The organism is Desulfonatronum zhilinae, from assembly GCF_900182865.1.
Classification (GTDB): domain Bacteria; phylum Desulfobacterota; class Desulfovibrionia; order Desulfovibrionales; family Desulfonatronaceae; genus Desulfonatronum; species Desulfonatronum lacustre.
In genome coordinates this window covers 62,261-74,169 of sequence record NZ_FXUJ01000005.1, presented here as the reverse complement: position 1 = coordinate 74,169, position 11,909 = coordinate 62,261, and the positions used below count along the sequence as shown (strand labels likewise).

At 60.9% G+C, this 11,909-nt stretch carries 14 protein-coding genes; all 14 read left to right on the top strand.

The features are described 5' to 3' along the window. Positions 1 to 14 precede the first annotated feature (14 nt). The 14 genes from AC559A_RS06175 to rd all read left to right on the top strand — a co-directional run bounded on the left by AC559A_RS06175 (position 15) and on the right by rd (position 11,871). Entirely contained in the window at positions 15 to 1,445 is a 1,431-nt protein-coding gene (locus AC559A_RS06175; protein WP_498816841.1) for an anthranilate synthase component I family protein, read from the top strand. Then, the gene (locus tag AC559A_RS06170; RefSeq protein ID WP_498816840.1) at positions 1,426 to 2,022 is read left to right on the top strand and encodes an anthranilate synthase component II; all 597 of its coding nucleotides are present in this window, start codon (positions 1,426 to 1,428) and stop codon (positions 2,020 to 2,022) included. Before AC559A_RS06175 ends, AC559A_RS06170 begins: the two co-directional genes overlap by 20 nt. A gap of 166 nt (positions 2,023 to 2,188) precedes the next feature. Further along, complete coding sequence (gene trpD / locus AC559A_RS06165) at positions 2,189 to 3,202, top strand: anthranilate phosphoribosyltransferase (RefSeq protein WP_498816838.1); 1,014 nt, start codon at positions 2,189 to 2,191, stop codon at positions 3,200 to 3,202. 16 nt (positions 3,203 to 3,218) lie between these two features. Then, complete coding sequence (locus AC559A_RS06160) at positions 3,219 to 4,004, top strand: indole-3-glycerol phosphate synthase TrpC (RefSeq protein WP_498816960.1); 786 nt, start codon at positions 3,219 to 3,221, stop codon at positions 4,002 to 4,004. Then, positions 4,001 to 4,690: a phosphoribosylanthranilate isomerase gene (locus AC559A_RS06155; RefSeq protein ID WP_498816836.1), complete on the top strand. Its 690-nt coding sequence runs from the start codon at positions 4,001 to 4,003 to the stop codon at positions 4,688 to 4,690. The genes AC559A_RS06160 and AC559A_RS06155 overlap by 4 nt, the downstream gene beginning before the upstream one ends. 160 nt (positions 4,691 to 4,850) lie before the next feature. Then, positions 4,851 to 6,029, top strand: a complete 1,179-nt coding sequence (trpB, locus tag AC559A_RS06150) for a tryptophan synthase subunit beta (RefSeq protein ID WP_498816834.1) — start codon at positions 4,851 to 4,853, stop codon at positions 6,027 to 6,029. A gap of 109 nt (positions 6,030 to 6,138) precedes the next feature. Continuing rightward, positions 6,139 to 6,912 carry a tryptophan synthase subunit alpha gene (gene trpA / locus AC559A_RS06145; protein WP_028573298.1) on the top strand — a complete coding sequence of 258 codons (774 nt, stop codon included), beginning with the start codon at positions 6,139 to 6,141 and terminating at the stop codon, positions 6,910 to 6,912. A gap of 127 nt (positions 6,913 to 7,039) precedes the next feature. Continuing rightward, positions 7,040 to 7,516: a cytochrome c family protein gene (locus AC559A_RS06140; protein WP_035261958.1), complete on the top strand. Its 477-nt coding sequence runs from the start codon at positions 7,040 to 7,042 to the stop codon at positions 7,514 to 7,516. Between the two features lie 17 nt (positions 7,517 to 7,533). After that, positions 7,534 to 9,546, top strand: a complete 2,013-nt coding sequence (locus AC559A_RS06135) for a methyl-accepting chemotaxis protein (RefSeq protein WP_028573296.1) — start codon at positions 7,534 to 7,536, stop codon at positions 9,544 to 9,546. Between the two features lie 248 nt (positions 9,547 to 9,794). Further along, the gene (locus tag AC559A_RS06130; RefSeq protein WP_028573295.1) at positions 9,795 to 10,208 is read left to right on the top strand and encodes a Fur family transcriptional regulator; all 414 of its coding nucleotides are present in this window, start codon (positions 9,795 to 9,797) and stop codon (positions 10,206 to 10,208) included. Positions 10,209 to 10,279: 71 nt separating this feature from the next. After that, a complete protein-coding gene (rbr, locus tag AC559A_RS06125) occupies positions 10,280 to 10,855 on the top strand; it encodes a rubrerythrin (RefSeq protein WP_498816831.1) in 576 nt (191 codons plus the stop codon). 144 nt (positions 10,856 to 10,999) lie between these two features. After that, on the top strand, positions 11,000 to 11,374 hold the full coding sequence (locus tag AC559A_RS06120) for a desulfoferrodoxin (RefSeq protein ID WP_028573293.1): 375 nt from the start codon (positions 11,000 to 11,002) through the stop codon (positions 11,372 to 11,374). A gap of 77 nt (positions 11,375 to 11,451) precedes the next feature. Beyond that, positions 11,452 to 11,667: a rubredoxin gene (locus tag AC559A_RS06115; RefSeq protein ID WP_028573292.1), complete on the top strand. Its 216-nt coding sequence runs from the start codon at positions 11,452 to 11,454 to the stop codon at positions 11,665 to 11,667. A gap of 45 nt (positions 11,668 to 11,712) precedes the next feature. After that, a complete protein-coding gene (gene rd, locus AC559A_RS06110) occupies positions 11,713 to 11,871 on the top strand; it encodes a rubredoxin (RefSeq protein ID WP_156932998.1) in 159 nt (52 codons plus the stop codon). The last annotated feature ends 38 nt before the right edge of the window (positions 11,872 to 11,909 follow it).

Sequence of the window (11,909 nt, the reverse complement as noted above, 5' to 3'; positions counted from 1 at the left end):
CAAAGGAGCCATCGATGTCAATCGACCTGTCCCAGACCGGTCAATGGCTGGCAGCGGACGTGCAGACGCCCATCAGCTTGTTTCTCGGCCTGGTGGGCAAGCGGCAGGGGATTTTGCTGGAGAGCGCGGAGGTGGACGGGCGGCTGGGCCGCTACAGTCTGATCGCCTGGGACTTCCGGCTGCGGCTGAGCTGCCGGGACGGACGCATGGACGTCCAGGCTCAGGACGCTCGGCTGAAAAGCCTGGAAAAGCTCGACGGGGAAGAGTTCATCCCGGCACTGCGTGAAATCTTGACCACCGTGCGGATCACGCCCCAGGACGAGTTCGCCGGGCTGCCGGCCTTGGCCCGGGGGCTCTACGGCTATTTCGGCTACGGCATGGCCGGGCTGTTCGAGCCCAAACTGGCCGAGCAGCTTCCTCCAAGTCAGGCCGATGCCTGTCTGGTTCTGCCCGGGCGGGTGGCCCTGTTCGATCACCTGCATCATCGCTGCTGCGTGCTCAGCCTGGACCCGGACCGATCCGCAGTGGACGAGCTGCAGCAAAGCGCTCCGGACGAACCGCCGGTGATGGGGCAGGTACGACATATTCCCGAAGCCGGGGAGTTCATGGAGCGGGTCCGGCGGACCAAGGAGCTGATCCGTACCGGGGAGGTGATTCAGACCGTGATGTCCACCCGGTTCGAGGCCCCTTTTTCCGGCGAGCCCTTTATCCTCTACCGTCGCTTGCGCCAGATCAACCCCTCGCCGTACATGTTCTTCATGCGCCTGCCTCGGCTGACCCTGCTGGGTTCCTCTCCGGAATTGCTGGTTCGCTGCCAGGGCGGTCTGCTCCAGTCCCGGCCCATCGCCGGAACCCGGCTCCGCGGCGAGACCGAAACCCAGGACCGGGAGCTGGCCGAGGAGTTGCTGGCCGATCCCAAGGAACGGGCCGAACATGTGATGCTCGTGGACCTGGGCCGCAACGACCTGGGTAGGATCGCCGCGCCGGGCAGCGTCACGGTGGAAAAGTACATGCAGGTGGAGCGTTTCTCCCACGTGATGCACATGACCTCCTACGTTCAGGCCCAACTGGCCCAGGGCAAGGACGCCCTGGACGTGCTCCAGGCCACGTTTCCGGCGGGAACGGTCAGCGGCGCGCCCAAGATCCGGGCCATGGAGATCATCGCCGAAGAGGAGCGGTTGCCGCGCGGGCCCTATGCCGGGGCCGTGGGTTGGCTGGGCTTGAACCCGGCGGAGGGGCCGGACCGGGATGCAGTCAATCTGGACACGGGGATCACCATCCGCAGCCTCTGGGTGCGCGACGGCCAGGTCCATTTTCAGGCCGGGGCCGGGATCGTCCACGACTCTGATCCACACAAGGAATGGCAGGAATGCCACAACAAGGCCCGGGTGCTCTTTGAAGCCTTCAGCCGCCAGGGAGGAAGCGATGTTTTTACTTATCGATAACTACGACTCGTTCACCTTCAATCTGGTCCAGGCCTTTCAGGTTCTGGGCCGCTTTCCCCACGTGGTGCGCAACGACCATCCGGAGCTGTTGGGCCTGGCGACCAGGCCGGATCTGGAGGCCGTGGTCATCTCTCCGGGGCCGAGTCGTCCGGAACTGGCCGGACAGTGCCTGGAGTTCCTGAAGCTGCTGCCGACCTCGGTTCCGGTGTTGGGCATTTGTCTGGGACATCAGATTTTGGGACATCATGCCGGAGCGTCGGTGGTGGTGGGCCAGCGGATCATGCACGGCAAGACATCTCCGGTCCGGCATACCGGCGAAGGCTTGTTCGCCGGGCTGCCGCAGCCCATGGAGTGCGGGCGCTACCATTCCCTGCTGGTCCGGGTGGAGGAAGCACCGAAGCTGCTGGAGCGCACGGCCTGGACTGATGATGACGAGGGCCAGGGCGAGGTCATGGGACTGCGGTACACGGACCGGCCCTGGGCCGGGGTGCAGTTTCACCCGGAGTCCATTCTGACCCCGGATGGTCCAAAATTATTGGAGAATTTCCTGAAGATGCACGCCTTAAACCAATTCTGATTTGGTAATGCAGTTATCGGGGTCGGGGGCGGAATCGGCATCGGAATCGATGATGTCTGAATGCGCATAGCCTGACTTCGACCCCGATACCGATTCCGATAGCGACGCCGATAAAGAACCGCTGAATTGGAATGGTATTAATCGCTGAACCCGGAGGTAAGAGCCAATGACCACGCGCATAAGCGACATCCTCGAACAACTGGCCCGCAGACAGCCGCTGACCGACGTGCAGGCGGACCGGATGTTCAACGCCCTGCTCCAGGGCGAACTAAGCCAGGCCCAGGCCGGAGCCTTTTTGATGGGGCTGCGGACCAAGGGCGAGGACTCCACGGACCTGGCCGCCGGAGTACGGGCCGGGCTGGCCCATGCCAAACAAATTCCCGGCCTTTCCGGGCCGCGGATCGACACCTGCGGCACCGGGGGGGACAATGCCCACAGCTTCAACTGCTCCACGGCCGTGGCCCTGTTTCTGGCCGAGCTGGGCTACCAGGTGGTCAAGCACGGCAACCGGGCCGTGTCCTCCTCCTGCGGCAGCGCGGACGTGCTGGAAGCCCTGGGCGTGCCCCTGGAGACGAATCCCGAGGACGTAGCCGGACGACTGGCCGTCGGCAAGTTCGTCTTCCTCTTCGCTCCGGCCTACCATCCGGCCTTCAAGCACATCATGCCCGTGCGCCGGGATCTGGGCATCCGGACCCTGTTCAACCTGATGGGACCGCTGCTCAACCCGGCCCGGCCCACCCATCAGCTCATCGGTGTGGGCGACCCGGAGACCCTGTTCACCATGGGCGAGGCCCTGCTGCTCACCGGGGTGGAGCGAGCCCTGGTGGTCCACGGGGCCGGCGGATTCGACGAACTGACCACTTTTGGCCCGGCTCGCTGCTATCTGGTCAAGGACGGAATCATGGAAAAGACGGCCATCAACCCGGAACGGCTGGGCTTTGACCGCCACGCGCCGGAGGACGTGGCGGTCCGGGACAAGGACCATGCCGTGGGCGTGCTGCGGGAAATTCTTGGCGGCGGCGGCCCAACGGCCATGGTCCAGATGGCGGCCCTGAATCTGGCGGCCTGCCTTTTTCTGCTGGAAGAGGGCAAGACCTTGGTGGAATGCGCGGAATTGGCCCGGGCCGCGATGAAGCGGGGCGTGAGCGGCCGAGTACTTCATGGGGGACTCCATGGCTAGCTCCATGGCTAGCTCCATGCTTGAGCGCTTTCGCCAGGCCAAGCAGGCTGAAATCCGGGAGCTGATCTCCCTGGAATCCGCGGACCGCCTGCCCGAGCCGTCCACCATTCCTCGTCCGTCTCTGGCCAAAGCCTTGTTGGAGCGGGGACCGGGCGCGGTGATCGCGGAGTACAAGCGGGCCTCGCCCAGCCGGGGCCTGATCAATGCAAGCTGGACTCCGGAGCAGGCCTCCACCGGGTATGCCCGGGCCGGAGCAGCGGCCTTGTCCGTGCTCACCGAGGAAGCCTATTTCCAGGGCAGCCTGGACTTTCTCCCGGTCATGGCCGCCCTCGGCCTGCCCCTGCTGCGCAAGGACTTCCTGCTTCACCCTCTGCAGGTTCGCCAAACCGCCGCCACTCCGGCCTCGGCCCTGTTGCTCATCGCCCGGATGCTCAACCAGGCGGAACTGGAATCCATGCTGGCCGAATGTCGGACGTTCGGCCTGGAAGCCGTGGTGGAGGTTTTTGACGAGGAGGATCTGGACAAGGCCAAAGCGGCGAGTTCGACGCTGATCCAGGTCAACAACCGGGATCTGGATCGACTGACCACGGACCTGCGCGTTTCCGAGAACCTGATTCGGCACAAGGCCGAAGGCGAGGTCTGGATCAGCGCCAGCGGCATGAGCACGGCCCAGGACATGGCCCGGATGTGCAACGCCGGCTTTCACGGCCTGCTCATCGGCTCCCGGCTGATGCAGGAGCCCGATCCCGGACAGGCCCTGGCGGGACTGCTGCGGGCTTTGCGCAAGGAACAGTCCCCATGAGTGAGCAAGTCCGCCAAGGAAGTTCAAGGATCGACGGCCCCCTGGTCAAGGTCTGCGGCTTGCGGCGCCCCGAGGATGTGGCGCTGTGCGAGGAGCTGGGCGTGGACTGGACCGGCTTCATCTTCTACCCGCCCAGCCCCAGAAACGTGAGCCCGGACCATGTCGCGGCCCTGCCCCGAGGCCGGGCCGCACGGGTCGGGGTCTTCGTGCTCCAAACCGCTGAAGAGGTTCGGGAGATCATGGACCAGGCCGATCTGGACCTGGCCCAGCTTCACGGAGGTCAGGACCGACGTTTCTGCGAAAAGGTCGGGCCGGAACGAGTGGTCAAGGTCTTCTGGCCCTTGCGCTATCCAAACTTAGCAGACCTGGAACGAGACATGGGCGCGTTCGCGTCCTCGTGCCGGGCCGTGCTCCTGGATGCCGGAACCGCGGTGGGCGGCCACGGGGTCAGCCTGGATTTCACGGCTTTGGCCGGACTGGCTTTTCCCCAGCTTTGGCTCCTGGCCGGGGGCCTGGGCCCGGAAAATATCCAGGAAGCCCTGGGCAGGTGCCGTCCTTGGGGCGTGGATCTGAATTCCGGGGTGGAGGAGGCTCCGGGAAGGAAAAGTCCGGCTCGCCTGCGTGCGGTCATGGAACGCATCAAAGCCATGCCCAGCGAGTTGTCCAAATCGAAATCGAAATCGTGATCGAAATCGAAAGAAAAAACATCAAAGGCGGCGGACATGCGGTAGTGGTGCGTATTTCTCTCCGATTTCGATTGCGATTTCGACACTGATATCGAGAGATACTAACGGCAACCAGGACTCCATTCGTCACACTCATGAACCAAAATCAAAGGAACATCACATGAAAAAAGGATATTTTGGCGATTTCGGCGGGCGGTTCGCTCCGGAACTGCTCATGCCGCCGCTGTTGGAACTGGAGGAGGCCATGGGGCGGATCATGGCCGGGGTGGCGTTTCAGCGCGAACTGACCGACCTGCTCACCCATTTCGTCGGTCGGCCCACGGCCTTGTATCACTGCGCGAACCTCTCGCGGGAAGTCGGTTTCGGGGTCTGGCTGAAACGCGAGGATCTGGCCCACACCGGGGCGCACAAGATCAACAACACCGTGGGTCAGGCCCTGCTGGCCAAGCACATGGGCAAGACCAAGCTGGTGGCCGAAACCGGGGCCGGGCAGCACGGCGTGGCCACGGCCACGGCCGCGGCCCTGCTGGGTCTGGAGTGCATCGTGTACATGGGCGCGGAGGACGTGGTCCGCCAGGCCCACAACGTCCAGCGCATGGAACTGCTGGGCGCGACGGTCCGGCCCGTGGAGTCCGGCAGCCGGACCCTGAAGGACGCCATCAACGCGGCCATGCGCCATTGGATCGCCGAGCAGACCGCCACGCATTATTGTCTGGGCTCGGCCGTGGGGCCGCACCCCTTTCCCCTGCTGGTGCGCGAACTGCAGGCCGTGATCGGCCGGGAAGCCCTGGCCCAGTTTCGAGAACGCACCGGGAAGCTGCCGGACCGGGTCGTGGCCTGCGTGGGCGGCGGGTCCAACGCCATCGGGATGTTCCATGCCTTCGTGCCCCATGATCGGGTGGCCCTCATCGGCGTGGAAGCCGCCGGGGACGGTTCGCCGGGCTGCTGTCATTCCGCCACCCTCAGCACCGGAACCCCCGGAGTGCTGCACGGTACCATGACCAAGCTGTTGCAAACCCCCGAGGGCCAGATCCTGCCCTCCCACTCCCTGGCCCCAGGCCTGGACTACCCCGGCGTGGGCCCGGAACACGCCCACCTTCAGGCCCTGGGCCGAGCCGAGTACGTCTGCGTCACCGACGATCAGGCCCTGGCCGGATTCATGCGCCTGACCCGCTCCGAAGGCATCCTCCCGGCCCTGGAAAGCTCCCACGCCCTGGCCCACGTCCTCGGCCTCTCCGGAACCCTGCCCGCCACCACCGACGTCATCGTCTGCCTCTCCGGTCGTGGAGACAAGGATCTGGAGATCGTGCGACAGGCGCTGGCGAAGAGAGATGGCTGAGACCTGAGAGGAAATACGGTTTAGGGGTTGAATGCAACAGCCTTTCTCTCTGACTCCTGACTCCTGACTTTTGAATACCCACTCCTTCTAACCTTTCCGGAGAACCCTAATGTCCACAAGTCATTTGACCGATAAGATCAATCAGGCCCTGGCCCAGGGTCGTAAGGCCGTGATGCCCTACTTGCCCGCCGGATATCCGACCAAGGATGCTTTCTGGAAGCACATTCAGGATCTGGACGCCGCGGGTGCTGACATCATCGAGATCGGCGTGCCTTTTTCCGATCCCGTGGCCGACGGACCGGTGGTGGAGCAGGCTGCCCTGCACTGCCTGGAGCAGGGCGTCACGCTGGGTTGGATACTGGAGGAACTGACTCGAAGGCGCTCGACCATCCGGGCCGGGATCGTGCTGATGGGCTATATGAATCCCTTTCTTCAGTACGGCATTCCCAAACTGGCTCGGGACGCGGAGCAGGCCGGGGTGAACGGGCTGATCATTGCCGATCTGCCCTTGGAGGAAAACGTCGAGATTCGTAATATTCTTCAGAAGCACGGCATCGCCCTGATCCCGCTGGTCGGCCTGAACAGCTCCATGGAGCGGCTCTCACTTCATGCTGAAAAGGCCTCGGGTTTCGTCTACTTCGTCTCGGTCATGGGGACCACGGGGGTCCGGGACGCCCTGCCGGAGGAACTCCGGGAGGCCCTGCTCCAAGCCAGACAAACCTTCTCCATTCCCCTGGCCTTGGGCTTCGGCCTGCACTCCCCGACTCAGCTTCAGGGCGTGGAATCCGCCGTGGACGGGGTGGTCATGGGCAGCGCTTTGATCCGGCACCTGGAAGCAACCGGTAAGGTTGGTGATTTTTTGAGCCCCTGGATGATACCTTGATAATTCCAATATACGTTGCTTTTTTCACAAACCTTGACTAGAGGCATACCAAAAAGGTCTTGTATATTTTGAAATTTTTCATTTTTGTCATGCATTTTTGTATGTTGGATCGAAACTGGAGGCGACGATGAAAAAGGCAACGTTCGGGATCTTTTTGATCCTATGGTTCGCCCTGGCGTTTCTTCTGCCGCTGATGATCGGCGCGCAGGGACCGTCGGGAACAAGCTACGTGGGGTCCAAGGAGTGCTCATACTGTCATCCGGATGAGTATGAACGGTTCATGGAGCACGCCAACAAAGCCAACTCCGACCACAGCGTCCGGCTGATGGCTCCCAAGTTGACACCGGAGGAACTTCGAGAATGCTACGGGTGTCATACTACCGGGTATGGGCAGCCAGGAGGATTTCGAAGCTTCGAAGAAACTCCGGAAATGGCCCATGTGGGGTGTGAAAGCTGTCATGGCCCGGGCTCCGTGCATGCCAGGACAGGCCACCAGGACGACATCCTCGGCAGTCTGTCCCTCGACGTCTGCCGCCCGTGCCATGAAGACGAACGAGTCCAAGTGATCAACTACAAGCCGCTGCTCTACAGCGGGGCGCATTGACCGCAAGGGAGACAATCATGAATATGCTGCGCAACTCCCTGGGAGCAAAGATTCTCGTTCTGGTCACCATCTTGACGGCATCGGTTTTCGTGGCCCTCCTGCTCGTCAATTCGTATTGGCAACGCACCGACACCATGCATCAGATCGATTCCATGGGCACGCGGGTGTCGGATCTGCTGCAAATGGCTATCGAAGAACCGATGATCGTCGGTGACGACGAGGGGACCCGGGACCAGTTCGCCAAGGTCGAGAACCTGTACACTGATATCGACGTGTATCTGACCGACTTTCGAGGCAACATCACCTACGCGACTCGGCCGAAAGTGGTGCGGGAGGATATGCTCACGGTGTATGGTCAGCAGGAAATACGGGCAATCCTGCAAGAGGGCCTGAGCCGGGAGACGGACCGGGCCGTACTTTTGGATACCGCTGAGAGGCCATACTATGTTCGCCTCCGTTCAATCCCCAATGAACCAGCCTGTTACCATTGCCATGGTCGATCCCAGCCCATTTTGGGCGCCATGCTCGTTTTTCAAGACGTGGGCGTGGAAATGGCGACGCTCAGGGACCATCAAGTCAAAGGAGCGGCGCTTTCCTTTGGCGGATTCGCCATTTTACTGGCCAGCCTGTTGATTTTCATGCGCAGAGCCGTTGTCGGAAAAATAGCGACATTGAGCGGCGCGAGCCAAAAAATCAGTCAAGGCGACTACTCCGTCACCTTTGACATCACCGGTTCCGACGAACTGGGGCGGCTGGCCCGCAACCTGGGGACGATGGTCAAAAGCATCCAGGATCAACTGGAGTACAACAAAGAAGTTTTAGAGGGCATTGCCGTCCCCCTCTACGTGACGGACCATGAAGAAAAAGTCACCTTTATCAACGACCAAGCAGTCGAATTGCTTGGCAAATCCAGAGAAAGTATCCTCGGGCACCCAACATGCGAGATGATGGGGGTGGCCCCAGGCTCCTGCGCCGCCTCACAGGTTATTCGCGAGGGCACGATTGTCAAAGGCAAGCGGGAATACACCCATCCCGACGGACACATTGTGCCGATATACCGTGAAGTTTCTCCGCTCAAAAACGCTCAGGGTCAGGTGATCGGCGCCATTGGTGTGGTCATCGACCTGACCCAGGAGGAAAAAGCCAAGGCTCGGATACAGAAACAGCAAGACCATTTGCTTGTCGTGGCCCGCGATGTAACCGAGGTGTCGAACTCTCTGCGGAACATGGCCCAAAGACTTTCGGACCAGATGATCACGGTCAGCGATCGGATCGGGATGACCGAGTCACAGACCACCCAGGCGGCCACGGCCATGAACCAGATGACGGCCACGGTCATCGAAGTCGCCCGCAGTTCGGCTCAAACAGCCGAAGCCGCGGCCCAGGCAACGCAGAGCGCCCAGGAAGGCGGCCAAGGCGTCCGGGAGACAGTGGATGACGTGAAACGCGTGGCTCAGGATACGGATGCCTTGGCCCGCTCCCTGAACGATCTGGCCTCACGGGCCGAGGACATCGGTCAAGTCCTGAACGTGATCAATGATATCGCCGACCAGACCAACCTCTTGGCCCTGAACGCGGCCATTGAGGCGGCCCGGGCCGGAGATGCCGGACGCGGTTTCGCCGTTGTCGCCGACGAGGTTCGCAAGCTTGCTGAGCGTACGGTGCAAGCCACCAAGCAGGTGGAGGAGGTGATCACCACGATCCAGTCCAGCACCCGGAACGCCGTGGAAAAAATGGAGCAAACCAGGTCCGTGGTTGAAAACACGGCCGAAAAGGCCCTGGTCGCCGGGGAAGCCCTGCAAACAATCGTTGAACGGTCCGAATCCATGGCGGACATGATCCGGACCATCGCCACCGCTGCTGAGCAGCAATCCGTGACCAGCGACGAAATCAATGAAAGCATCGGACAGGTCAGTCAATTGTCCACGGCCAACAGCCGGGACATTCAGGAGGCGGATCGGGGCATTCAGGAGATCGCGCAAATGTCTGAGCGACTGAACGAACTGGTCAAGAAGTTTCAGGACAATTGACCGGACACGATTTCTACGTATTTCGACGCGAAGGAAAGGAAGGGGGCGGACCGGACATTGCCGGGGCCGCCCCCTTATGTTTTACGCGCGGTCTCACTCCGCTCGATTTTTCTCGATTCCGGGCACGAGAACGAGCTTCGCTTCGCTGAGCACGATAAGGTTGGCCCTTGTTCATTCCGCGGGCTTGACAAACTGCACCAACAGCTAATAGGAATAGTTCTCGTTTACGCAACAGAAGGACGCCAATCATGCCGAAATCCAACCCTCGTTTGACGCCACAGCGAAGAATCATCCTTGAAGAACTGCGCGGGACTCGGACACATCCCACCGCCGACGAGGTCTACGACTTGGTGCGCAAGCGCCTTTCCCATGTCAGCCTGGGGACCATCTACCGCAACTTGGAATTTTTGCACTCCCAGGGACTCATCCGCAAGCTGGACAAGATCGGTTCGCAAATGCGCTTCGACGCGTTCGTGGACCCGCATCTGCACGTCTGCTGCGTTGAATGCGGAAAGGTTGGAGATTTGCCTTCGGACGCCGCTTCGGTGGTCATGCGCCGGGACCCCGCCCTTGAGGCCGAGAGTGAATTCCGGATTACCGGGCACTGGCTGGAGCTGTACGGCATTTGCGCGGATTGCATGACAGCGCGTGAAAACGGCTGACAAAGCGTTCTCTCGATGCGCGACCTGTTTTGAAAACCACGAAACCCTACGAAACCATGGAGGACATCATCATGAGCGGACTGAAAGGAACCCAAACCGAGAAAAATCTGCTGGTCGCATTTGCCGGGGAGTCCCAGGCGCGCAACAAGTACACCTACTTCTCCAAGCAGGCCAAGAAGGAAGGGTATGAGCAGATTTCCTTTATTTTCGAGGAAACGGCCAACCAGGAAAAGGAACATGCCAAGCGTCTGTTCAAGTTCATGGAAGGCGGCGAGGTGGAAATCACGGCCTCCTTTCCGGCCGGGGTGATCGGCAACACCTATGAGAACCTGATCGCCGCGGCCGAAGGCGAGCACCACGAGCAGACCGAAATGTATCCGAGTTTCGCCAAGGTCGCCAAGGAAGAAGGTTTTCCGGAAATCGCCGCGGCCATGGAGGCTATCGCCATTGCCGAGCGGCAGCACGAAAAGCAATATCGCGAACTGGCCGCGAACATTCAATCCGGGAAAGTCTTTCTGAAGGACCTTTCCGTGACGTGGCGTTGCCGCAACTGCGGGTATGTCGGCTCCGGAACCAAGGCTCCGCACACGTGTCCGGCCTGCGACCATCCCCAGTCGCATTTTGAAGTCCTTAAGGAAAATTGGTAGCGTTCAACCGCGCCCGGCCGGAAGTACCACCCGGAAGCTCCACCGGCCGGGCGAAAGTATTTGGAAATGGTTTGACGGGCGGTTCGTATCCGAATAGGCTTCAACTTATCCTTATTCCCCATGAATCAGACAAGGAGCGTAGGAATGGCCCAACAACATGAAGTGTACAAGTGTGACCTGTGCGGCAACATCATCGACGTCCTGCACGGAGGTGGCGGAGAGCTGGTCTGTTGCGGCGAACCCATGAAGTTGATGACTGAAAACACCGTGGACGCCGCCAAGGAAAAGCATGTGCCCGTGGTGGAAAAGACGGCCAACGGTTACAAGGTGACCGTGGGAAGCACTCTTCACCCCATGGAAGCCAAGCACTACATCGAATGGATCGAAATCATCGCGGACGGCAAGTCGTACAAGCAGTTCCTGCAACCCGGCCAAGAGCCCGTGGCTGAATTCTGTATTCAGGCCGAACAGGTCACGGCTCGCGAATACTGCAATCTGCACGGCCTTTGGAAGGCCTAGCCGAGTTGCTTGATTTCCAACTCGGCATCCCGCTTGACGACTAACCCGCCTAACGGCGGGGAACACAGGGAGAAAGCATGGCTACCCCGGAAGACATGTACCAGTGCCAAGTCACGAATTGCGGATGCATCTACAACCCCGACCGGGGCGACAAGCGCGGCAAGATATCTGCCGGAACGGCGTTTCGGGATCTGCCGGATACGTGGAAATGCCCGGTCTGCGGAGCCGGAACCAAATCGTTCCGCCCTTTGGCCGGGCCCGGTTCGGCCGTTGAGGAAGCTCCCAAAGGATGATTGAAATCTTTTGCCCACCTTTTAGCCCAACTTAAGGAGTCGCTTATGCGATATGTGTGCAGTATCTGCGGTTACGTTTACGACCCCTCGGAAGGCGATCCGGACAGCGGCGTCGCCGCGGGAACCAGCTTCGACGATGTTCCCGCTGACTGGGCCTGTCCGGTCTGTGGAGCGTCCAAGGACAATTTCGAGCCGGAAGGGTAACCCGGACCATCACCTACCAAGCCCTCTCCAGAAGTCCG